This is a genomic window from Tunicatimonas pelagia (assembly GCF_030506325.1).
Classification (GTDB): domain Bacteria; phylum Bacteroidota; class Bacteroidia; order Cytophagales; family Cyclobacteriaceae; genus Tunicatimonas; species Tunicatimonas pelagia.
Window position 1 is genome coordinate 521,353 of record NZ_CP120683.1, and the last position, 22,850, is coordinate 544,202.

Here is a 22,850-nt window from a genome sequence, read left to right on the forward strand (position 1 = left end):
GAATCAAACTTCCCAGCCGTCGCGGTACTCTCGGCCTACAAACTGGTTGGCTTCTTTTAGATTAGTGATTTTCATATTTTCGCCATCCCACAGTAGTTTTTTGCGACCGTAGTACTCGGCTTTTCGCCCCTCGCCTTTACGCAGCATATAGCTGCGGATTGCCAAGTTACCCATCAGCACCGTCTCGGTCATCGGTCCGGCGTAATCGAAAGATGAAGTCAGGGCCTGATGTTCAGTACTGTTAAAACCAGCTTTACAGGCATCTACCCACTTGCGCTGATGACCGTATTCCGGTTCTTCGTTATCTTCTATCTCCGGGCCAAAATCGGTGGTACCATCATTCAAATACAGTTTGGGCATGAGGGGTGAGCTATCGTTGATGTTGGTGGAGATCAGTCCTTTTTCACCCATGATTAATACACCATTGGCACTATTCGCCCCGCCAATATCGTGATCGGCTGGAATAATTTCCGGGTGGGAAGGACGAATACCGCCGTCGCTCCAGGTCATTTCAATCGGAGATTTACTCTTTTCGGTAGCGTCAAAGTGCAGCGTAATGAATGAAGACGGTGGACAGCCTTTCGGGTGATAGTCGGGAGTCCACATCTGGCTAAATACTGAACTCACGCTGCACTCGGCATCGGTGGGATATTTTAGCCCTAACGTTCGGAAAGGAATATCAATCAGGTGGCAGCCTACATCACCCAAAGCCCCAGTTCCGTAGTCCCACCAGCCTCGCCAGTTGAACGGATGAAGGTTGGGGGTAAATGGGCGAGATTCGGCGGGTCCCAACCAAAGATCCCAGTGTAAATCATCGGGTTTTTGGCTTTCATCAGGCTTCGGCATTTCACCGCCCTGGGGCCACACCGGACGGTTCGTCCACACTTGCACTTTAGAAATGTCACCAAGCTTACCAGAATCTACCCACTTTTGCACCATGCCTAGCAACGGATTGGAACCACCCTGATTACCCATCTGGCTCACAATTTTATTTTCCCGCGCCATTTCGGTCAGCATCCGGGCTTCACGAATGTTGTGCGTCATGGGTTTTTGCACGTACACGTGTTTGCCCCGTTCCATTGCATACGCTGCTGCCGGGCCGTGTACGTGGTCGGGGGTAGAAATAGTGACCGCATCAATATCGGGCTCGTTGTCTAGCATTTCCCGGTAGTCCGCGTAAAGCTTCGCTTCAGGAAATTTTTCTACCGACGCTCTCGCTGATCCGGCAAAATCTACGTCACAAAGAGCCACTACCCGTTCGCGACCGTTCACCGAAGCATGGCTAATATCGCTGGCTCCTTTTCCACCCGCCCCGATGGCGGCGAGGTTGAGCTGATCGCTAGGGGCAGTGTAACCTGCGCCACCTAATACATTGCGGGGAACCAGAAAAAACGAAGAGACTACGGCACTTTGTTTAATAAATGATCGGCGGGAGGTATTAGCCGAATACTTTTCATCTTGATGCATATTTGGTAGGTTTTAAGGTTGGTGTAAGTATCTGGTAGTAAATAACTCTCTTAACTATCCACCTTTATCAAAAATAATTGCTTTTGCGGAAAAAGCTAGTGTGCTTGAGATTTCTTTTGCTAAACCGTTGGGCAGTGCTAGAAATTCTTTAAGCATGTCGTACTTATAGTGTCCGCAGCAAGCAATGCGGGGAGCCACCCCCTCGTGGTAGTGCTGTGCTCCGGCAAGGGTACCGCAAAGTACCAGCATAATGACATCTTCTACCAAATGAAGACGGTAACGCTCAATGCATTGACTACCTTCATTACAAATTCAAATACTTCTTCCGGAGCTTCCAGTGGGCTGATGTGCCCTCCCTTCACTACGGTAGTTTTCAAGTTTTTGGGAGTAGGCACGTAATCCTCTTTACCTTTTAAAGCAAAGGCAAAACCTTCTACTTGCTCCAATAGCGGTTCTGCATTATCGGCATTAACAATAACGCTTTTATCCGTTTGCTTTACTTCTTGATTGGTTAATTTACTCATCGATAAATCTAAGTGCTCCCGCAAGTCAGGGTTTTGCTTTAACGTATGTTTTCCGTACAGTGTTTTGGCTACCTGCTGAGTGTAAAAACCCCGCAAGGAAAGCAAAAGATGCCGCATTCTAAACTGTCGTTTTACCTGCTTATTGGCCGCTTCAAACGGCATATTACCTAGTCCAATTGATTGAAAACGATTGGGATGTTGACTGGCCGCCCGCAAAATGGTCATGCTACCCCACGAGTGCCCAATGGCAATTACTCGCGCAATTTTTAGCGAATCCAGTATTTCTATTAGCATGGTGCTACAATCATTTAGCGTCCATTCTTTTTTCGTAATATGCTTACTGCTGCCGTGTAATGGCATATCTACAGTAACAACCGTCCGATCCGAAATACGAGCCGTTTGATAATTCCACAGGTGATGATCGTAGTAAACGCCGTGCAAAAATATGATTGACGTGGTACCGGGCACCTTTTTTATTTGAACGGCTATTTCGCCAATCGAGGTTTTAATATATTTTTCCTTCATAATTGGTGGCTTTGATAAAACCGAATTACCAATCAGCAATCCGATGATAAGCGATACGATTAATTTCACAAGCTATCAGTTACTGATGGATAGTACTTGCTTAGAAAATAATGCACTGCTAAGCTGGGCTACCAGAAAATTTGCCAGATCTTGATTGGTAATTGAGAGCTTAACCTTTTTACCGTTCACCGATGTTCTGATTGTATTCTTCGGTGCTTTTGCTACCACGTTTGGGCATCGTACAATGGTCCAATCCAGCTGGCTGTTCATCACTATCGGCTCCATTACGTTTTTATCGTCAATAATCACCTTGAGCCATTTCATAAAGTAGGGAAGAATAATTTTTCGGAATAGCCACGGTTGAGTGTGAGCACTGTCTCCGGCACCCACATTGCTTAAGCAAATTAGCCGAGCAACTCCCTGCTTTTCCATTGCCCTCACCACTTTGGCAGTGGCGGTAGACACAAAGGAGTTGGGCTGACCGTTGCCTTTGCCACCAATGCCCAAGCAGTTGATTACCGCTTCCTGATGACTTAGAACTTGTTCCAGCACTTCGGTATCTAGCACGTTGCCTTTTACTATGCTTAAGTTAGAATGCTTTACCTGAACTTTAGCGACCGAACGTACTAAAGCAGTAACCTGATGATTATTTTTTAGTAATTGCTGGAGCACTTTTTTTCCCGAAAATCCGGTGGCTCCTAATAAGACTATTCTCATATCGCTGATTTTTTGTTCGTTACAAAGATCAGCATTGGTCGCCAGTGCTACCTGAAACATATGTTACATAATCACTCTTGAGCAATTTTCTTGCGGATGCGGCTCAACGAAGGGCGCTGAATACCCAAATAGGTAGATAGATGAGAAAGTGAAACCCGATTAAACAATTGCGGATACTCTTGGGTGAACTTACGGTAGCGTTGTTCGGCGTCTAGGAATTGAAAGTCTTCAATGCGGGCTTGTTGAAAAGCAAGTATTCGCTCAGCGATTAAACGGCCAAAGCGTTCCAGTCCCTTGAATTTAGCGTAACCGCGGTTTACGGTTTGTAGAGGAAGCAGAACAATCTGGCAATTTTCCAAACACTGAAAGTAGTATCGGCTGGGCTGAGCATTTATAAACGCCGAATAGTGAGTAGCGTAGCCATTTTCGGCCACAAATCGGATAGTAATTTCCTCTCCTTTATTGTTGATGTAGTAACCTCGAATAAGTCCGGAGTTAAGAAAGCCAAGAGCAGTCTGCACTTCGCCATCGCTAATAAAGTAACTCTTTCGTTCATATTCCTGAATCTGACAACCACTGCGAAGAAAGCGCCACTCATCTTCATTTAAGGCAGGATTAATAGAGAAAACTGCTTGCCGAAGCTGGTCGTATCCGTGATGCATAGCGTTAAAAAGCAGCTAGCCGCGTGCCTATTGTATTGCCTTTAAACTCATATCCAGACTTTTTACCGAATGAGTCAGTGCTCCCACCGAGATATAATCTACTCCGCATTCGGCCACTTCTACAATAGTGGTTTCATTAATATTGCCCGATGCTTCGGTTTTCGCCCGATTGCCAATGATATCCACGGCTTCTTTCATCTGTTCGGGAGTCATATTATCCAGCATGATTACGTCAATACCGCCTACCTCTAGTGCTTGCTGAACTTCGACTAAGTTGCGGGTTTCTACTTCAATTTCAAGCTTCAAATTTTTATCCTGCAAATACTGATGGGTTTGGCTTACCGCTTGCTGAATGCCTCCCGCGTAGTCAATATGGTTATCTTTGAGCATCACCATGTCGTAGAGTGCGTAACGATGGTTCTGCCCACCCCCAATCGCTACTGCCCATTTTTCGGGTAGTCGGAAGTTGGGAGTAGTTTTTCGGGTATCGAGCAGTTTGGCTTTGGTATGATTTATCAGGGATTGTAGCTGATGCGTGTAGGTAGCAATGCCACTCATACGTTGCATACAGTTGAGCACCAGCCGCTCAGCGGAAAGAATGGACTGCGCCTTTCCGGTTACTACCAAGGCAACATCACCAAACTGTACCGAAGAACCATCCGCAATAGCAACATCCAGAGATAACTGCTCGTCGACCGCGCTAAAAATATGTTCAGCCAGTTGTACCCCCGCAATAATTCCCTCACCTTTGACCAGCAACCGCGCCTGTTTTTTTAAGTCGGCCGGTACCGAGGCGAGGGTAGAGTGGTCGCCTTCGCCAATATCTTCTACCAGAGCCGATTGAATAAACTGCTGAATACGTTCGGGAGTGAGGTACGATAAGTCCATAGATGATAATACAAAGCCCTGCTCAGAATATTGTTCAAAGAAATTGAGTCAATCTTCTTCCAAAAATAATTACTAATAACAAGACTTTATCATCCCGTGTAACTTTTATAGTTCTTCAGCTACGAATGCAGTAATACGGACTGGGGCAGTAGAATAATAATATCGGTACCCTCTTGTTCACTGCTTTGGTAGGCAATTGTACCCTGGTGAATTTCTACTACTAATTTAGCAATATAGGTTCCTAACCCCGTACCTTTTTTCTTGCCCGAAGTAGCAAATTTATCAAAAAAATTGCTTTGAATATCTTGGGGGACAGCACCCTGATTATGGATGACAATTTTAAAGAAACGATTGTGTTCTAGCGAAATCACTATTTCTTGAGATTCCGGCGAAGCCTCCACTGCATTGAGCAGCAGATTATGAAGCAGCCGCTTCATATAAAACTTATCAGCCAATACTTTTACTTGAGTCTCCTCGTTGCAAGGTTTACTCTGATACGACAATAAAACTTGAAGCTGTTTGTAGAGGATTACCTTCTTCAGACCGTATAACTCCTCTCGGATTACTTTCACTAGATCAAATTCTGTTTTCTCGGGCTCATATTCTCCCTGCTCCATCTTGGCGTAATCAGAGGTAGCCTTCAGCATACCCAGAGTATCACCGCTGCGCTGCTTCAAGTGATTCAACCAGACCTTCTGTTCTTCCGTAGGCTGCTTATCCAGTAGAACATCTACAATTTGTAAGATCGATGATAAATTATTTCGCAAGTCATGATCAGAAAGCTGCTGAGCCATCTCCTGGGCACTGATCTTTCTTTGAAGTAGCTGAATTGTTATTTCAAGATTATTCAGTGCTTGCTGGCTCTCATCTTCCTCTGTGATAAACGTCATTTTAAAAGGCCCGCCCATCTTGGTAGCAGGTAAATAAGCCGCGCTAGAGAGTATCTTACGGGTAGCTCCGCTCTTATCAACTACCTCCCACTTTCCTAGCAACTCGTGGCGCTTTCTCATAAACTGGTTGTGCAGGTGCTTCATTTCGTGTTGAAAGTCTTCGGGAATTACTTTCAGAAAGGAATTACCAATTAGCTCTTCGGGCGAATAACCGTAAAAATCACAGTAGGCCAGATTTACGTTCACAAAATGTCCCTGCTTATTTGTAATGCATATACCTATCGGAATTGCATCAATCAGTTGTATAATATCACTAGGGTGTTGTTCCGCAAATTGGCGCAGCGTTTCCAAGTCACGTTCGTGCTTAACGTTATTATCTTGATTTTTCATAGTTAGGTGAGGGGCGTATCAATATTGGAAGATACAAAGATTCGACCAGAATCTTAGAAAGAATTGTTAACAAAGTAGTAAATTAATTTATCGCAACTGCCTCATTTTAGTAAATAATTATATATCCAGTTAGCTGTATCTTCTACAGAAGATATGAGAAATCATTTCTTCCAGATACTCCGTTGCTTGGCATTAAACATATTTTTGCATAGGTAGGTAGCCTAAACTACCCAGATTTTATAATGAAAAATACTGGATAGACCTGATGATCTTTGCTTCAACCTTCGCTACATTTATTTTTTTATCATTCGCCGCTTCTCACTAAATTTAGGGGTCAAAATTTGCTGCTATGTCAACCCAATCGCTCTTCTCCTCACTGCTCCCAACCCTTGAAAAATACTTTGGCTACACGGCTTTTCGCGAAAATCAGCGAGAGATTATAGAAACTATTCTCGCCGGACAAGATACGTTGGTGCTAATGCCTACTGGTGGGGGAAAATCACTGTGCTACCAAATTCCGGCTATTTTACTTGGCGGGCTTACCGTAGTAGTCTCTCCACTCATTTCGCTAATGAAAGATCAGGTAGATGCTCTACGGCTCAACGGTATTAAAGCCGCGTACCTGAATTCTTCCCTAAGCCCGGAAGAACAGCAGCAAGTGTTTCGTCAACTACGGCAGCAAGAACTGAAATTACTGTACCTAGCTCCCGAGCGACTAATTGATGCTGAAAATCGATTTATCACCTTTCTTAAAAGTATTAACACCTCGCTACTGGCCATTGACGAGGCGCACTGTATCTCGCAGTGGGGGCACGACTTCCGACCGGAGTACCGGATGCTAGCTGATATTAGAAAAGCATTGGACGATGTGCCCACGGTGGCACTCACCGCCACGGCTGATCCGGTGACCCAGCAGGATATTTTGGATAAGCTTCAGCTTCGCCAACCCAAAGTTTTCATCTCTAGCTTTAACCGGGAAAATATTTATTACCAAGTTGCCCCTAAACGACAGAGTTACGCTCAGCTACTCGATTTTCTGGCCGAGCGTCGCGACCAATCGGGAATTATCTACGTGCTTTCCCGAGCCTCAACCGAAGATTTAGCCGAACGATTAACCCAAGATGGATTTCCAGCTAAGCCTTACCATGCTAAACTAGCCAGCCAGGTGAAGGAAAAGCATCAAGACGAATTCTTGAAAGATGAAGTACCCATTGTTGTGGCTACGGTAGCATTTGGAATGGGAATCAATAAATCGAATGTGCGATTTGTGGTGCATATGGATTTGCCGAAAAATATTGAAGGTTACTACCAGGAAACCGGACGGGCGGGGCGCGACGGACTGGCTAGTAACGCCCTACTCTTTTACAGTTACGCCGACGTAATTAAGCTCCAGGGGTTTGTAGAGGTAGCGGGTAACCAAGAGCAAAGCCGGGTGCTACGCGAAAAGCTCCAGCAAATGGCTATTTTTGCCGACTTACGTAGCTGCCGACGCAAGTTTCTGTTGAACTATTTTGGTGAGGAAGCTCCTGACTACTGCGGTAGTTGCGACGTTTGCCGTAACGATTATAAAACATTCGACGGTACCGTCATTGCCCAGAAAGCACTATCGGCAGTGGCTCGACTGGGTGAACGTTTTGGCGGAGGTTATGTAATTGATTTTCTACGAGGTTCAAAGTCGGAGAAAATCTGGCAAGAACATAAGCAGCTAAAAACCTACGGGGCCGGAGCCGATGTTAGTAAAAAAGACTGGCATCGTTACCTGAACGACTTGCTACGCCTGGGCTATTTGCAAAAGTCCGACGATAAGTTTCCTACGCTACAACTTACTGAACAAAGCTGGTCGGTACTGAAGGGGCAAGAAAAAGTAACGTTGGTTGAAATTGCTGAACCTGAAGCGATCACGATCAAATCGTCGGCCAAACCGATGGACGAACATCTTTTTTCACTACTGAAAGGGCTACGCCGCCAGTTGGCTCAAGATGAAAATGTGCCGGCTTACGTTATATTTTCTGATGCTACTCTACAAGAGATGGCTACTTATTTGCCTACGCAACCTGAAGACCTTCCGCATATTAGCGGCTTTGGTGAAGTGAAAATTGCCAAATACGGCTCCGCTTTTCTCGACGAGATTAATCAGTACTGCACTGAGCACGACTTGGACTCCCGTATGTCGCAGCTCCGGCGACGCTCCCGGAAAAAGCAAGCTGCTAAACCCAAAACTGATACCAAACAACGTACTTACGACTACTACCAGCAAGGCAAAACAATTGCTGAGATTGCCCGAGCACGTAACTTGAGTACTAACACCATCAGTACCCATTTAGCCTATTTTGTGCAGAATGGTTCGGTAGATGTTACCAAATTGGTTGATCCGGCTACTATTACTAAAATTGAAGATGCCATCTACGTACACGGCAACCGAGCCTTAAAACCTCTCAAAGATTCGTTAGATGACAGCATCAGCTACGACGAGATACGACTAGTGATTGCTCACCAACATCGGTAGGAAAAGTAGTTTTCTGGTTCTTTCGACCATCATCAAATTTAGTACTATTACTACACCCTTTCATTATTAAGCTGTATAGATATTAATTATGTTAATTAATATATTATTATTACAATATTTACTGTTTTACTTTTTCTACTGCTAGAATAGCAGCTCAGAGTGCGTATGGATAATGATAACAAAAGAAGTACTAGATTTTAGTCATGTAGTTGCCAAAAAAGCAATCAAATAACTTGACCCAAAATAGTTTAGCTTATATTTTTGCAATCATAATGTGGTATCTGGCTTTAGGCCAGACGATAGTTTATTTTGATAAAACAGAATTTAATTATGGCTTACACCCTACGTTTAGACGAAAATCAAGAAAAGCAGTTGAAAGAAGTGATGATACTGCTTAACACCTCAACCGCCACTAAGGCTATTATTGAGTTAATCAGGCGGTATGAATCCGATCAAGATGAGCTTCAAAGGCTGAGAAAAGAAGTTCATTCTCTAAAAAATGACTGGAAAGAGCTAAGGTATCTCTACCAAGAATCGGAACGTATTGATGAGAGAATTAGCCTTCACCTCATGGACGAGTAGCCATAAAGTTGCAGATTATGTTCATTAAGTTACTTTGGATTTAGTGTCTACTCAGAAAATAAGAATGCTTAATAAGCTGACATTTCTCAGTTTTTAAGCATTCTTCCCTTATCTTTTTAATTACTAATGCGCTCACCCATCCTAAATTACGTTCTCGTTTTCTACCGCTTCTAGAGCCTGAAATTCTTAGAACATCTTCAATGTAGGGCGTTATGCAGCTTATTTAGCTTGTATAAGCCAAAGGTAATACAGGCTGTTTGATTTGTAATAAACTCCGTACGAATAGTGTATTTGGTCACAATTCAATTTATGGTCAATATTTACAAATACATCACCTCCTTGCTTTTTTCTACAATTGTTGCCTACAAATTATATTTTGAGCAGGTAAATTTACACCTCAACAATAATACTGTCGCAAAATAACAAACCACAATGATCACGAAAAGATCAACTTCTCAGTCAGTGCAATCAGGGTCGCCTGCCGCAGGGTCGCCTGCCGCAGGATCGCCTGCCACAGAATCACAACAAGCTGATGAAGAAATAGAAAATAATGAAATGTTCCGGCTGGCAATGGAACATTCAGCCATTGGACTCGCTCTTATATCTCCCGATGGGCATTGGCTAAAAGTAAATCAGGCATTGTGTGATATTGTGGGGTATACTGAAAAGGAACTACTAAAGATTGATTTTCAAACCATTACCCACCCCGACGACTTAGAGGATGATTTAGAATTGATCCACCGATTATTGGCGGGAGACATTGAGACCTACACTATAAAAAAACGGTACTTCCATAAAAACCGAACTATCATCTGGATTAAGTTAACCGCTTCAATTGTCCGAGACGAATATTATCAACCTCTATACTTTATTGCTCAGATTCAGGATCAGACGGAAGAACACCAAAACCAAGAAAAGCTTCGGCGTACCAACAAGGAGTTAGAACGATTAACCTCGCAGATTTCTCACGATGTGCGTAGTCCTTTAGAGTCGTCTATACGAGTGCTTAGTTTAACCAAACGTGCTTTTGAGCGAGATGATATTGCCGGAGCAAAGGAAACGGTCAACATCGTAGAAAATCAGTTAGAAAAGCTGCGTGCTCTGGTAGATGATATTTTAGCTATTACCAAAGCTCGGCATCAGGAAGAACCAATATCCGAAGTTAACTTTGCAGCAATTGTGGGAGATGCTCTTGAGAAGTTTAGCCACATGGATAACTTTGAGCGTATCGTTTTTCACCAAAAATTTGACTATCGTCGTTCCTTCAAAACTCAACCGGGACGAATCATATCGATTGTGGAAAACTTACTCTCGAATGCTATTAAATACCAGGATCCGAGTGAAGAAGACCCACAGATTGCTATCCACTGCTTTGAAAAGGAAGGCTATATTCTCTTCCAAATATCGGATAACGGCTTGGGGATTGATGAGAAGTATTACCACAAAATGTTCAGGATGTTCCAACGCTTTCATGCCATTAATGCTTTGGGTTCAGGTATTGGCCTGTATCTCGTCAGACAGAATGCGGAAGCACTAGGGGGTACTGTTGAATTCATTCCCCGCACCAAAGGGTGCTGTTTTGTTCTGTCTATTCCAAAGCTCAAATAAACCTCTAACGACCGTTCAAACTAGCCCTACTCTAACTCCACCACTAAATCATCTTGCTCTACCATTACTCCCGCATTTAGATGTACTTTTTGTACTTTCCCAGCTCGGGGGGCTGAGATTGTAGTTTCCATTTTCATAGCTTCGATAACAAATAGCGGAGTGCCTTCTTCTACTTCCTGCCCGGCTTGAGCTAACATCTGGGCTAGTTTTCCTTGCAAGGGGGCTCCCACCTCGGTGTCGTTATTCTTATCAACTTTCTGATGAGCCGCAACCTTCACTGTCAGGTTATTGTCTTTTACCCGCACCCGCCGCGATTGACCGTTTAGCTCAAAAGTTACGTGGCGGTAGCCATTTTCATCAGCATCCGAGATAAATAATAGTTTGATAACAATTACCTTTCCTTCGGCGATATTAACCAGTACCTCTTCCCCATTCTTCAGCCCGTAGAAAAAAGCGGGAGTGGGCAATGCCGACATGTCGCCGTAAACCTTGCGGTGGTTGTAGAAGTCTTCGTAAACTTTAGGATACAGCCGGTACGATAAAAAATCTAGTTCAGTGCAATCTTTATCAAATCGCTCTTTGAACTCGGTAAACTCAGCATCAAAGTCAATGGGATCTAGATGTTCATTGGGGCGACCACTGATGGGCTTTTCATTTTTCAGCACCACCTTTTGTACCTTCTCCGGAAAACCACCGTAGGGCTGACCCAAATCGCCCCGAAATAGATTTACTACCGACTCGGGAAATGATAAGTTGCTATTTTTATCTTGCCCATCGCTAAGTAGAATATCACCGATGGTCAGATTGTTGGAAGTCATGTACAGCGCCATATCTCCCACTACCTTCGATGAGGGTGTCACCTTCACAATATTGCCAAATAGCTGATTAACTTTGGCGTAGTTCTTCTTGATTTGCTCAAATTTATCTTCTAACCCTAAAGCCACCGCCTGCGGACGCAAGTTTGAATACTGCCCACCCGGAATCTCAGTATCGTACACCTCAGCAGTGCCCGCTTTCAATCCCGACTCAAAGGGATAGTAGTACTCCCGCACCGCTTCCCAATACACTGAGTACTCATTGAGCGAATCCAGATCAAATTTCTGCTCCCGTTCGTGCCCCGTTAGCATAGCAACCACACTATTGAAATTAGGCTGAGAGGTTAGTCCCGACATTGCTCCGATCGCTACATCAATCACATCCGCTCCAGCCTCTACGGCATTCAGATAAGTAGCGGACTGCACCGAAGCAGTATCGTGGGTATGCAAATGAATAGGTAAATCAACCGCTTTCTTCAGTTCACTCACCAGTTGCTTGGCTGCCAGCGGTTTCAGCAGTCCGGCCATATCTTTAATTGCCAAAATATGCGCTCCTTCGTCTTCCAGTTGCCGAGCCATATCGAGGTAATACTGCAAGGTGTATTTTTTATTATCCGGGTTTTGTAAATCTCCGGTGTAGCAGATGGCTGCCTCAGCCAAAGCTTCAGTTCGCTCCCGTACCGTTCGGATACTTACCTTCATGGCTTCCACCCAGTTGAGCGAATCGAAAATACGGAAGATATCAATACCTGTTTCCCAGGCTTTTTCAACAAATCGCTCAATTAAGTTATCCGGGTAGGCTTTGTAACCCACCGCGTTGGAACCCCGCAGCAGCATTTGCAGCAGAATGTTCGGAATTGCTTCCCGAAATTGAGCTAATCGCTCCCAAGGGTCTTCGTACAAAAACCGCATGGTTACATCGAAGGTAGCTCCGCCCCACACCTCCATAGAAAATACTTGCGGATGGTGCTTGGCAAAACTTTCGGCCACGCGCATCATATCTACGGTACGCATCCGGGTAGCCAGCAATGATTGATGAGCATCGCGAAACGTAGTGTCGGTAAATTGAACCGGCTTTTCGTTTTTCAACCACGCGCAAAATTTCTCTCGCCCTAGTTCTTTCAGGTGGTCTTTACTGCCCTTCGGATAAGGCACATACTGGTAATTCACCTCCGCATTCGTGGTTGATTCCCGCATCGTTTGGTTGGGCAGAATGGGAGTACGAAACGTTTTATTCGTATCTAGAAACCGGATATTCGGATTGCCGTTTACCGTTACGTCAGCAATATACATTAGCGTGCGAGTAGCCCGATCGAGCCCTTCTCGAATATCGAAGAGTTCCGGATGATCGCCAATAAAATTCACGGTAGCCTCGCCTCGGTAGAAAGTAGGGTGCGAGATTACGTTAATCAGAAAACCCATATTGGTCTTCACTCCCCGAATGCGAAACTCCCGCAGGGTGCGCTGCAATCGCTGAGAAGCTCCCTTTAGCGTTCGCCCGGTGGCAGTCACTTTTACCAGCATAGAATCGAAGAAAGGGGAAATCTTCACTCCGGGATACGAACTGCCTTCATCCAGGCGAATGCCGAAACCACCGGCGTTGCGATAGGCGATAATCGTTCCGTAGTCGGGGCGAAAGTTGTTTTTAGGATCTTCGGTGGTTACCCGGCACTGCACCGCAAAACCGTTACACTGAATATCCGACTGCTCCTTAATGAAAATCCGCGGATCGGACAGTTTTCGCCCCTGCGCGATAAGAATTTGAGAGCGTACAATATCGATTCCAGTGATCTGCTCGGTAATGGTGTGCTCCACCTGGATGCGAGGGTTCACCTCAATGAAGTAGATATTCTCTTCCCGATCTACCAGAAACTCTACCGTGCCTACGTTATTGTAGTTCACGTAGCGGGCAATCCGCAGGGCGTACTCGTAGAGCTGGTCTTTCGTTTCTTGGGATAGGTTGGCTGAGGGAGCTACCTCCACCACCTTCTGAAACCGGCGCTGCACCGAGCAGTCTCGCTCAAACAGATGAACGATATTACCGAAGTTATCGCCCATAATCTGAATCTCGATATGCTTAGGCTGCTCAATAAACTTCTCCAAAAAAACCGTATCATCCCCGAATGCTTTCTGGGCTTCGCTGCTGGCCTCAGAGTAGGCTTGCTTCAGCTCTTTCTCTTCGCGAACCACTCGCATTCCCCGGCCCCCTCCGCCTGAGGCGGCCTTCACCATAATGGGGTAACCAATTCGATTGGCTTCTTCTACCGCAATTGACACCTCGCTGAGTGCCTGCTGACTATCTTCAATCACCGGAACTTCGGCTGCAATCGCAATTTCTTTAGCGGATACCTTGTCGCCTAATTTCTCCATCACCTCGGCCTCGGGTCCCACAAAAATAATTCCCTCCTCCCGGCAGCGGCGGGCAAACCGAACGTTCTCCGACAAAAACCCGTAACCGGGATGAATCGCATCTATCTCTTGCCGTTTCGCTAGTAGAATAATTGCCTCAATATCTAAGTAAGGTTTTAGCGGCTCATCATCTTCGCCTATTTGGTACGCCTCATCAGCTTTGTAGCGGTGCAGGGAGTAACGATCTTCGTAGGTATACAGCGCAACCGTGCGAATGCGTAGCTCCGAAGCTGCTCGTAGAATACGGATGGCAATTTCCCCTCGGTTAGCAACCAGAATTTTATTGATTGGGCGAATAGACTCAGACATAAGAATAGGTTTTGGTGTGGAGTTGGAAAATTAAAGAATTATTGGTGATAAGCCCAAAATATTGAGTTTTTCAGAATAATTGTTGCTGATTTTTTCAAAATTGCTCGGCTAGCAGGCTATTATCTATCAGTTATTAGTGTAGCTATTCATTCTTCTGCTTATTGGCTAAATGTTTATTTCGGTAATATGGTACTCAATCGCTAATCAGGGGAATTATAGAAGTAGCCACTCGGTTCTTATGAAGGTACTAACATCTACTTTTATTTATACTCGTTCTAAATAAAAAATCATTCTTACTAATTCCCAATTAGCTTATAAATTTGTACGTCGAGCTGATCGCCGCATATGCACCATCTTTTCAAAGCAATATCATTAACTTATAAGAATAGTCCGGTTGAAGTCCGAGAACAAGTTGCCCTCTCTTCCGAAGAAGCAAATGAGTTATTGGGAAGAACTAAGGAACTTACTGATATTCGGGATGTGCTCATTCTCTCTACCTGCAACCGAACTGAAATCTACTATTCTCACGAAGAAAATTTAAGTGATCTGCTGGTTACGCTTCTAGGACTAGTAAAGGGATTTGATAATGAGAATACGCGTACCTATAATCCCTACTTTACCCGGCTTAATAATAGCCATTCGGCGATGCGCCACCTGTTTCAGGTAGCCGTGGGGTTAGAATCGCAGGTAATTGGTGATTTACAAATTACCAATCAAGTAAAACGGGCGTACCAAGCTTCGGCTGATGCTGATATGGCGGGGCCTTTCTTGCACCGTTTACTGCATACGGTATTTTATTCTAACAAACGAGTGGTGCAGGAAACAGCGTTTCGCGACGGAGCCGCCTCTATCTCGTACGCAGCAACGGAGATGGTGCAACACCTAACCGGAAAATTCTCTGATCCTCAAGTACTACTGATAGGTTTGGGCGAAATTGGAGCCGACGTAGCTAAAAACTTAGGAGATAGTAAGCACCGCAAAGCTCGCATTGCCATTACCAATCGTACCCGATCTAAGGCTGAAGAATTGGCGACTGCTTACGACTTCACTACTTACGACTTTGCTGATCTTTCTCAAGCTATTTCAGCATCAGATATTATTATTTCTTCGGTAGGGATGGCTAAGCCACTGCTAACGCACAACCTGCTCTCCCAAATATCATTGCGACCGTCGGCCCGCTTTATTGATCTTTCGGTGCCGCGCAGTATTGAGCCTGCTATCACTAAGTTGCCTAGCACGTATCTTTACAATATTGATGATATCCGAAACCGGGCGGATCAGGCACTTAGCCTTCGGTTGGCAGCGGTACCCGATGTAAAGTTTATTATTGAAGAGTCGCTCCGGGAGCTTCAGCAGTGGGCACAAGAAATGGAGGTGTCGCCTACCATCCAACGGCTTAAAAATGCGTTGGAGCAAATTCGTCAGGAAGAGATGGCCCGCTATCTCAAAGATGTAGACGACCAGCAAGCCGCTCACATAGAAAAAATTACCCGCAGCATGATGCAAAAGATTATCAAGCTGCCGGTGCTTCAACTCAAAGCGGCCTGCAAGCGAGGTGAAGCCGAAACCCTCATTGACGTACTCAACGACCTCTTCGATCTAGAGAAACATCCGGCTAAGCGCACGTAATTTTATGGAAAACCTACTTTCAAAGCAAGCGATATAGCAGGTACTACACAGACTGTTTTTATCTTGCCCTATTGCTTACGTTGAAAGAATTACTGTGATCAAGACCTAGAATATTTACACCAAACCTCCGTTACTGCCGCGCAATCTATGTGGACATAGTGTACCGAGTGTACAAAGTTGTAATTCGGAGATTCTGCCATCCTTCGGTGGTAAGTATCCTTTTTTGAACGATTACCTGAATTTGCCCTTCATCGTTAACCGTAACCGATTCATGTAGGGGAAACTTCTCCAAATCAGTAGCGGTATCTTCGTCTTCTTCTACCTGTAGCACATTTTTGCTCTCGTTAAGGATGAATGTTCTGACTACTCCTTGCATAGGATAATGAATAAGAGCCGAAGGGTCTTCAGCAATACGGTCTGGAACATGCTGCTCCGGCCAAGATTGCACGAATAAATAGATACTTCCCGAACCTATAAGTGACTTTTCAACGATTCTCAGTTCCAGTCTGGCACTTTCGAGATTAGGTATTTCCTGTAGTAAATCCGTCGACTCCACACCATCCCGATTAATGTCTACTTCCTGATCACTGGTAGAGTGGATAATTTCGTACTTACCATGAAATTGCTGGTAAACCTGCTCGAACGTAGTATCCGAGGAGGCATTTTCAGTTTCGCGACAGCTTACGACAACTAAGATGATCGCAAGAGCGCAGCAGGTGATGTGGTTTCTACTCATGACATGCTCCTTTCGTGTTGAATTGTATAGTTAATATAACGTAAATTATGGATTAGAACCACATGAATAATAAGATTTAAGTGGTTGAGTGCAGCACCTCATTCTTATTCTAATCTCCTGGTTCTCACCAGGCCATAACACTCGGTAAATTGATTCGCTGAGATTGCAGCTCTGCTTCTAAAGAGAGAAAATAATCACTTAATTTACAGGCTACATTATAACGCATCCCTCGGGTCGCTGTACTTAAATTGGTACGCCAGTTCTTTCTTAAGCTTCTCGCTACTTATTGATTTAAAAGGCAGCAATTTTTCTGATGAAAACTGCGGTGGCTGCTCCCCTATTTTTTGCGTGGCCTGCTGATAAAATTCCTCTTTAGTCGGATGCTCATCCGCACAAGCGTTGAACGTTTTGCCCCAGTAGTTTCCCTGAATAATTTTAAGAAGAATTGCTACGCAGTCATCCCGATGAATAAAGTTTATCGGGGCTTGTCCGCTGCTGTTCAGTTTTTTGCCGGCCAAAAAACTTCCCGGATGACGGTTGGGGCCCATCAACCCGCAAAACCGAACGATGGTAGCCTGATCGGAAAACTGCTGCACCAATTGCTCCGCCGCTATCAGCGCCCGTCCGCTCACCCGAAGCGATTGCCGCTCAGATTCACCCACTAGAAAGTCTTTCTCAGTAACCTCCCGATTTAGGTTGGGGTAGATAGAAGTGGAGCTAACAAAAATGATTCTTCGGGTTGGATTTTGTTTTAAGATTTCGCCGATCTGCTGGGGATAAAAGTGTTCGACATCGTCTCGCCTCCGACCCGGAGGAATATTAACTACCAAGACATCGCTTCGGAAAAATGCCTGTTCAACCGAGGGGTTAATCTCCGGTGATAATGCTACCAAATAAGGGCGAACACCGGCTTGCTCCAGTGAAGGTAGTTTCTCAGAGTTAGTAGTAGACCCCAAAACTTCGTACCCCTGGGCTACCAGAGCTTTAGCCAGAGGAAAACCCAGCCACCCGCAACCTAGCACGCTAATACTTTTAATCATGTACGCTAAACGTTAGACTATCGCCACAAAAATGAAGTAACAGTTTTCCATCCTATTTGTAAATTATTTTATACTTTCGTCGGTTCTTCTGTTCCAAATCTACCAATTATTACGGATATGAATTACGAAGGTAACCTTCGAAAAATGAGCACTGAGTTATCTTCACCAGTGCAATATACACTACAGTTAAATGACGACCCACTACTGGTTAATAAACTAATTGGTCACCAAATAAAAATAGTGTTTGCAGAACGAATCAATTGTGTCAACTGCGGTCGGCTTACTAAAAAATCATTCGGTCAGGGGTTTTGTTATCCTTGCTTTATTAAATCGCCCCAAAACTCCGAGTGTATTATTCATCCTGAGCAGTGCCGGGCTCATTTAGGCGAGGGGCGTGATCCCGAGTGGGAGAAGAAAAACCACTTGCAACCTCACATTGTATACTTAGCCCAAACAGATGCTATTAAAGTAGGAGTAACTCGCTCTACCCAAGTACCCACCCGATGGATTGACCAAGGAGCTTGGAAAGCGGCACCCATCGCTGCTGTTCCCTACCGTTACCTGGCTGGAGCAATTGAAGTGGCGTTGAAAGCCAATTTCACCGATAAAACCAATTGGCGAAATATGCTGAAGAATGAGACCAATGATGAACTTAGCCTCAGTTCTTACCAACAAACCGTTCAAAACGTTATTCCAGAAGAGTTTAAAGAGTACTACACCCCAGATACAGCAGTTACTGAGATTGAATATCCGGTATTAGAATATCCGAAAAAGGTAAAGAGCGTGCTGCTAACTAAGCAACCCATAATAGAAGGAAGGCTAACCGGAATACGCGGACAGTACTGGATATTAGGCGATGGGCGAGTATTTAATGTGCGTAACCACAGCGGTTACTTCGTACAGCTTTCCGTAGCGTAAATAACTAGAAAAGTAGTACCTTACTTACGTTCGCAATGGTTGCCCTAGTTCAAGAACTTAAGTATCAGCTAGGCTACTCCTCTGCGAATGAATCGGCGTAGTATCCAGAAAACAACGACTGCACCGGGTACGTAGCTCACTGCAATTCCCAAAAAGGCTCCCGAGACTTCATTCCAATAAGAGCCCAGATAGGCCAAAGGCAAGTAGAAGATAAACATCTGAGCCATTGAAATAACAAAGGCGGGCCAGGGTTTGCCCATAGTATTGAGTCCGGCATTGCCAATTAAATAGATTCCCTGAAACCCGAAACTAATAGGGATGATTGACAGGTAAAAGGCAACTTGAGCAGCCACTTGGGCATTATCCGTAAACAATGCGGCTATGGGCTCAGCCAATAGCCACAAAACTACCGCGGCCAATACTCCCCAGAGCAGTGAAAAAATGCTACTATAGTTAATGGCTTGCTGAATTCTATCCCACTTTTTCTGACCCAAATTTTGGCCAATAAAGGGTGCGATAGCGGCGGACAACGCAAAAAATACGCTCATTCCCAGTATTTCGATCCGACTTCCTACTCCGAAAGCAGCGACGGTATCAGCCCCGTAGGTGGCCATTAGAGCGGTTACTCCCCCCACCGCAACCGGAGCCACCATCCGAGAAATTCCGGTAGGTAAGCCAATATAAAGAATAGCCCGCCAGCACCCGAAAAGCACCTCACGAGAAGGAATGTTAAACGTAATTAGCCGTTCGCGGTAGCGCAAAATATACAGAGATACTACCATGGTGAAACCCCGCGAAATAGCTGTTGCTAGAGCTGCTCCCTGTAGCCCTAGCGAAGGAATTGGCCCCCAGCCGAAGATTAGCAGCGGATCGAGTGCGGCATTAATCAGTACGGCAAATAGCATGATGTAACTGGGGGTTTGAGTATCGCCAGTGGCCCGAATAGCACTGTTGCCCACAAAAGGAACAATAACAAATACGATGGTAAAGTACCAGATCTCCATGTATTCTCGCACCAAAGGAAGTATCTCTTCAGTGGCTCCCAAAGCAGAAAATACCAGATCAATGGTAAACAGTCCGGTAATCACGAAAATAAGTACCAGCATCAGGGCTAGAAACAGACTGTCGGTTGTCTCACGTGCTGCTTTAGCTAAATCGTTTCTTCCGAAAGACTGAGAAATTAAAGCGGTAGCTCCAATGCCAATTCCCTGTACTAAGCTAAAAATTACCATAATCACCGGAAAGGTAAAGCTCAGGGCAGCTAGCTCATTTTTGCCCAGCTTTCCGATAAAGTAAGTATCAACTAAGTTGAATGCCACCATACTCAACACTCCTACCACCATGGGCAGGGTAAGTTGATACAGCGTGAGGGGAACCGATCCCTGGGTTAGGTCTTTTCGCTTCAAAAAAGAGGTGCTCTACTGCTGGTAACCAGCTTTAAGCTTTACTATCATCTCTTGGGAGAGTGCTTCTGAGTAGGCACCGTAAGCATCCACTAGCACTCCTTTATCGTGGTTGCTAGTTTCTACGGCATAAAGCACCGAGTTATCACCCGGGTCCGTCATTCCCTCAAAGCGGTGTACTTCCGTGATAGTGAATTCTTTGGGGCGGTAGTGCATTTTGAGTTGTTTGCAATACAGTCGGTCGTGCTCTAAATTAAAGTCGTGCTCAAAACCACGCTTTCTCAAATCATTGATGGCTTCTACCAAGGTATCGTACGAGGACATAGCTAAAATTTAAGGTTGTTTCAACTTACGTCAATTATGCAAAAAATACTATCTTACTACCTCTAACAATTAGCATTGTTTATGAAAAATGTGATTTTTACGCTGGGTGCTCTTCTAGTTTTCGCCAACCAGACAACTGCCCAAACCGAGCTACCGAATATTATCATCATTTTTTGTGATGACTTGGGCTACGGTGACTTAGGTGTGTACGGTTCTGCGGTACACCGAACTCCCCACCTTGACCAAATGGCCACCGATGGTGCATTGTTTACCGACTTCTACGTTACCAGTGGGGTTTGCACTCCCTCTCGGGCTAGCCTTCTCACCGGATGTTACCCCCGTCGGGTTGATATGCACGTAAATGCCCGGCACCCCGATAGCATAGGCACTCAAGTACTTTTTCCTATGGCTAAGAAAGGCCTCAACCCCAACGAAATTACTATTGCCGAACTCCTAAAGGAACAAGGGTACGCTACCGCTTGCATTGGAAAGTGGCACTTGGGCGATCAGCTAGAATTTCTACCCACCCGACAAGGATTTGACACCTACTTCGGTATTCCCTACAGCAATGACATGAACCGCGACTTTGTACCTCTTCCACTGATGCGCGATGAAGAAGTGATTGAAGCTCCGGTAGATCAGAACACTATTACGCAGCGTTACACCCAAGAGGCGATTAATTTCATCCAAGCGCATTCAGAGAAACCATTCTTCATCTATCTTCCGCACGCCATGACGCATAATCCACTTCATGCCAGCGATAATTTTCGGGATAAGTCAGCCAATGGTATTTACGGTGATGCGGTAGAAGAACTAGACTGGTCTACCGGACAGATTCTCACCACCTTGAAAGAACAAGGGCTGGAAGAAAATACATTGATAATTTTCACTTCCGATAATGGGGCAGCCTCGCGCTGGGGCGGAAGTAACGGCGATTTGAGAGGCTGGAAGGGCAGCACCTGGGAAGGCGGTATGCGTGTACCCGGAATCATGCAATGGAAAGGTACCATCCCAGCCGGGCGGGTGATTACCGAAATGGCCAGCACGCTCGATATTCTTCCTACCATCGCTCAGTGGACCCAAAGCTCACTGCCCAATGACCGGGTGATCGACGGATTTTCATTAGCACCGCTGCTACTAAATGATAATGTTTCTTCTCCCTATGTTTCCTTCTTTTACTACCAGAAAGCGCAGCTACAAGCCGTGCGCTCCGGCAAGTGGAAGTTACATTTAGCACTAGATAGTACCTACCAGAGCAATCACTATCCTGGTTTCAAAGAAGGCCGAGCGGCAGAACTGTATAACCTAGAAGAAGATCGGCAGGAGCAACATAATATTGCTGCTAAACAGCCAGAAGTAGTGCAGCAATTAGAACATCTGGCCGATTACGCTCGCCAGCATTTGGGCGACTTACGCTCCGATGGTGATCAAATACGCCCGGCAGCCACGGTAGAAAACCCTACGGTGAGATTATTAGAGAAATAGCTTGCAGAGAGCAAAATCTTATCTATACATTCAATCTGAAAACGTAGTATGAAGATTATACAATTTCTCAACCCCGATGCTACCCCCACCGTGGGCTTAGTTCAGCAAGGCTCAGTTAGAGTGCTCAACGAAGTTGATAGCGTCTACCAATTAGTTCAGCTTGCCTGGGATAACCAGCACGCGCTCAGTGAGATGATTGACTATTATGCTTCAGAAACTCGCGTTAGTTATCAGGAGATAGCTAAAGATAAGCGGCTACTTCCCCCACTTACCCATCCTGATCCGTACCATACTTGGGTTACTGGCACCGGACTGACACACTTGGGCAGTGCTGCTTCCCGCGATACCATGCATAAGATCACTGGAAGCAAAAAAGAATCCGACCTGACTGACTCTATGCGAATGTTTGAAATGGGAGTGAAAGGCGGACAAATGACCGATGGAAACCCCGGGGTGCAACCTGAATGGTTTTACAAGGGAAATGGATTATCCGTGGTAGCTCCCGAACAACCCATTCCTCAGCCAACTTTTGCTCTAGACGGAGGCGAAGAACCGGAGATCGTCGGATTGTACATTATCGATAAAACGAGAGAACCCCAACGAATTGGCTTTACCTTGGGTAATGAGTTTTCCGATCATAAAATGGAAAAAATAAACTATCTCTACCTGGCGCATTCCAAGCTAAGAAAATGTGCCTACGGCCCCGAACTATTGGTTGGGAAGTTACCACCAAAAATAGAGGGCACCAGTAAAATTATTAGGGATAACGAAGTATTATGGGAAAAGAACTTCTTGACCGGAGAAGAGCATATGAGCCACAACCTGGAAAATCTGGAGCATCATCACTTTAAATACGAACTGTTTCGACAGCCCGGCGATGTTCATATCCACTTTTTTGGCACCTCGGTAGTAAGCTTTGCCGATCAAATTAAAACCCAGCCAGAAGACGTATTTGAGATTTCTGCTGATTGCTTCACCCATCCACTAGTGAACCCACTCGCTGTTAATGAATAGTGACTGATG

19 protein-coding genes are annotated in these 22,850 nt (G+C 45.1%); 7 read left to right on the top strand and 12 right to left on the bottom strand.

Features of this window, described 5'->3' with window-relative positions; all coding sequences use genetic code 11:
- Nucleotides 1–3: 3 nt before the first annotated feature.
- From P0M28_RS02070 to P0M28_RS02100, 7 genes are all read right to left on the bottom strand, one after another.
- Nucleotides 4–1,467 (bottom strand): Gfo/Idh/MocA family protein, encoded by a 1,464-nt coding sequence (locus tag P0M28_RS02070; RefSeq protein WP_302207767.1) that lies wholly within the window; start codon nucleotides 1,465–1,467, stop codon nucleotides 4–6.
- 54 nt (nucleotides 1,468–1,521) lie between these two features.
- A complete protein-coding gene (locus P0M28_RS02075; protein ID WP_302207768.1) occupies nucleotides 1,522–1,734 on the bottom strand; it encodes a hypothetical protein in 213 nt (70 codons plus the stop codon).
- On the bottom strand, nucleotides 1,728–2,585 hold the full coding sequence (locus tag P0M28_RS02080) for an alpha/beta fold hydrolase (protein ID WP_302207769.1): 858 nt from the start codon (nucleotides 2,583–2,585) through the stop codon (nucleotides 1,728–1,730). The genes P0M28_RS02075 and P0M28_RS02080 overlap by 7 nt, the downstream gene beginning before the upstream one ends.
- Nucleotides 2,586–2,591: 6 nt before the next feature.
- Nucleotides 2,592–3,293, bottom strand: coding sequence for an NAD(P)-dependent oxidoreductase (locus P0M28_RS02085; RefSeq protein ID WP_302207770.1), 702 nt, complete (start codon nucleotides 3,291–3,293; stop codon nucleotides 2,592–2,594).
- Nucleotides 3,294–3,304: 11 nt separating this feature from the next.
- A complete protein-coding gene (locus tag P0M28_RS02090; protein ID WP_302207772.1) occupies nucleotides 3,305–3,895 on the bottom strand; it encodes a Crp/Fnr family transcriptional regulator in 591 nt (196 codons plus the stop codon).
- 27 nt (nucleotides 3,896–3,922) lie between these two features.
- Nucleotides 3,923–4,783 carry a carboxylating nicotinate-nucleotide diphosphorylase gene (gene nadC / locus P0M28_RS02095; protein WP_302207774.1) on the bottom strand — a complete coding sequence of 287 codons (861 nt, stop codon included), beginning with the start codon at nucleotides 4,781–4,783 and terminating at the stop codon, nucleotides 3,923–3,925.
- A gap of 119 nt (nucleotides 4,784–4,902) precedes the next feature.
- Nucleotides 4,903–6,063 carry a sensor histidine kinase gene (locus P0M28_RS02100; RefSeq protein ID WP_302207775.1) on the bottom strand — a complete coding sequence of 387 codons (1,161 nt, stop codon included), beginning with the start codon at nucleotides 6,061–6,063 and terminating at the stop codon, nucleotides 4,903–4,905.
- 349 nt (nucleotides 6,064–6,412) lie between these two features.
- Here P0M28_RS02100 and recQ point away from each other — a divergent pair, with 349 nt between their 5' ends.
- The 3 genes from recQ to P0M28_RS02115 all read left to right on the top strand — a co-directional run bounded on the left by recQ (nucleotide 6,413) and on the right by P0M28_RS02115 (nucleotide 10,759).
- Complete coding sequence (gene recQ / locus P0M28_RS02105; RefSeq protein WP_302207777.1) at nucleotides 6,413–8,569, top strand: DNA helicase RecQ; 2,157 nt, start codon at nucleotides 6,413–6,415, stop codon at nucleotides 8,567–8,569.
- Between the two features lie 330 nt (nucleotides 8,570–8,899).
- A complete protein-coding gene (locus tag P0M28_RS02110; protein ID WP_302207778.1) occupies nucleotides 8,900–9,151 on the top strand; it encodes a hypothetical protein in 252 nt (83 codons plus the stop codon).
- 432 nt (nucleotides 9,152–9,583) lie between these two features.
- On the top strand, nucleotides 9,584–10,759 hold the full coding sequence (locus P0M28_RS02115; protein WP_302207779.1) for a sensor histidine kinase: 1,176 nt from the start codon (nucleotides 9,584–9,586) through the stop codon (nucleotides 10,757–10,759).
- 26 nt (nucleotides 10,760–10,785) lie between these two features.
- Here the strand turns inward: P0M28_RS02115 and P0M28_RS02120 are convergent, their stop codons facing one another.
- Nucleotides 10,786–14,292 carry a pyruvate carboxylase gene (locus P0M28_RS02120; RefSeq protein ID WP_302207780.1) on the bottom strand — a complete coding sequence of 1,169 codons (3,507 nt, stop codon included), beginning with the start codon at nucleotides 14,290–14,292 and terminating at the stop codon, nucleotides 10,786–10,788.
- 345 nt (nucleotides 14,293–14,637) lie between these two features.
- Here P0M28_RS02120 and hemA point away from each other — a divergent pair, with 345 nt between their 5' ends.
- Entirely contained in the window at nucleotides 14,638–15,921 is a 1,284-nt protein-coding gene (gene hemA, locus P0M28_RS02125) for a glutamyl-tRNA reductase (protein WP_302207781.1), read from the top strand.
- 145 nt (nucleotides 15,922–16,066) lie between these two features.
- On the opposite strand, the gene P0M28_RS02130 is transcribed toward hemA, so the two are convergent.
- Both P0M28_RS02130 and P0M28_RS02135 read right to left on the bottom strand, forming a co-directional pair.
- Nucleotides 16,067–16,657, bottom strand: a complete 591-nt coding sequence (locus P0M28_RS02130) for a hypothetical protein (protein WP_302207782.1) — start codon at nucleotides 16,655–16,657, stop codon at nucleotides 16,067–16,069.
- 215 nt (nucleotides 16,658–16,872) lie between these two features.
- Nucleotides 16,873–17,697 carry an SDR family oxidoreductase gene (locus tag P0M28_RS02135; protein WP_302207783.1) on the bottom strand — a complete coding sequence of 275 codons (825 nt, stop codon included), beginning with the start codon at nucleotides 17,695–17,697 and terminating at the stop codon, nucleotides 16,873–16,875.
- A 144-nt stretch (nucleotides 17,698–17,841) separates the two neighbouring features.
- Here P0M28_RS02135 and P0M28_RS02140 point away from each other — a divergent pair, with 144 nt between their 5' ends.
- Nucleotides 17,842–18,615, top strand: coding sequence for a DUF2797 domain-containing protein (locus tag P0M28_RS02140; RefSeq protein WP_302207784.1), 774 nt, complete (start codon nucleotides 17,842–17,844; stop codon nucleotides 18,613–18,615).
- Between the two features lie 68 nt (nucleotides 18,616–18,683).
- On the opposite strand, the gene P0M28_RS02145 is transcribed toward P0M28_RS02140, so the two are convergent.
- Together P0M28_RS02145 and P0M28_RS02150 are read right to left on the bottom strand one after the other, a co-directional pair.
- On the bottom strand, nucleotides 18,684–20,021 hold the full coding sequence (locus P0M28_RS02145; protein WP_302207785.1) for an MATE family efflux transporter: 1,338 nt from the start codon (nucleotides 20,019–20,021) through the stop codon (nucleotides 18,684–18,686).
- A gap of 12 nt (nucleotides 20,022–20,033) precedes the next feature.
- The gene (locus tag P0M28_RS02150) at nucleotides 20,034–20,342 is read right to left on the bottom strand and encodes a phosphoribosylpyrophosphate synthetase (protein WP_302207787.1); all 309 of its coding nucleotides are present in this window, start codon (nucleotides 20,340–20,342) and stop codon (nucleotides 20,034–20,036) included.
- Between the two features lie 81 nt (nucleotides 20,343–20,423).
- Here P0M28_RS02150 and P0M28_RS02155 point away from each other — a divergent pair, with 81 nt between their 5' ends.
- A complete protein-coding gene (locus P0M28_RS02155; protein ID WP_302207788.1) occupies nucleotides 20,424–21,827 on the top strand; it encodes a sulfatase family protein in 1,404 nt (467 codons plus the stop codon).
- Between the two features lie 48 nt (nucleotides 21,828–21,875).
- Nucleotides 21,876–22,841: an AraD1 family protein gene (araD1, locus tag P0M28_RS02160; RefSeq protein WP_302207789.1), complete on the top strand. Its 966-nt coding sequence runs from the start codon at nucleotides 21,876–21,878 to the stop codon at nucleotides 22,839–22,841.
- The last annotated feature ends 9 nt before the right edge of the window (nucleotides 22,842–22,850 follow it).

Coding starts and splice junctions, on each gene's coding strand:
- P0M28_RS02070 (WP_302207767.1), bottom strand. CDS start 1,467: ATGCATCAAGATGAAAAGTATTCGGCTAATACCTCCCGCCGATCATTT.
- P0M28_RS02085 (WP_302207770.1), bottom strand. CDS start 3,293: ATGTTTCAGGTAGCACTGGCGACCAATGCTGATCTTTGTAACGAACAA.
- P0M28_RS02090 (WP_302207772.1), bottom strand. CDS start 3,895: ATGCATCACGGATACGACCAGCTTCGGCAAGCAGTTTTCTCTATTAAT.
- nadC (WP_302207774.1), bottom strand. CDS start 4,783: ATGGACTTATCGTACCTCACTCCCGAACGTATTCAGCAGTTTATTCAA.
- P0M28_RS02100 (WP_302207775.1), bottom strand. CDS start 6,063: ATGAAAAATCAAGATAATAACGTTAAGCACGAACGTGACTTGGAAACG.
- recQ (WP_302207777.1), top strand. CDS start 6,413: ATGTCAACCCAATCGCTCTTCTCCTCACTGCTCCCAACCCTTGAAAAA.
- P0M28_RS02110 (WP_302207778.1), top strand. CDS start 8,900: ATGGCTTACACCCTACGTTTAGACGAAAATCAAGAAAAGCAGTTGAAA.
- P0M28_RS02115 (WP_302207779.1), top strand. CDS start 9,584: ATGATCACGAAAAGATCAACTTCTCAGTCAGTGCAATCAGGGTCGCCT.
- P0M28_RS02120 (WP_302207780.1), bottom strand. CDS start 14,292: ATGTCTGAGTCTATTCGCCCAATCAATAAAATTCTGGTTGCTAACCGA.
- hemA (WP_302207781.1), top strand. CDS start 14,638: ATGCACCATCTTTTCAAAGCAATATCATTAACTTATAAGAATAGTCCG.
- P0M28_RS02130 (WP_302207782.1), bottom strand. CDS start 16,657: ATGAGTAGAAACCACATCACCTGCTGCGCTCTTGCGATCATCTTAGTT.
- P0M28_RS02135 (WP_302207783.1), bottom strand. CDS start 17,697: ATGATTAAAAGTATTAGCGTGCTAGGTTGCGGGTGGCTGGGTTTTCCT.
- P0M28_RS02140 (WP_302207784.1), top strand. CDS start 17,842: ATGAGCACTGAGTTATCTTCACCAGTGCAATATACACTACAGTTAAAT.
- P0M28_RS02150 (WP_302207787.1), bottom strand. CDS start 20,342: ATGTCCTCGTACGATACCTTGGTAGAAGCCATCAATGATTTGAGAAAG.
- P0M28_RS02155 (WP_302207788.1), top strand. CDS start 20,424: ATGAAAAATGTGATTTTTACGCTGGGTGCTCTTCTAGTTTTCGCCAAC.
- araD1 (WP_302207789.1), top strand. CDS start 21,876: ATGAAGATTATACAATTTCTCAACCCCGATGCTACCCCCACCGTGGGC.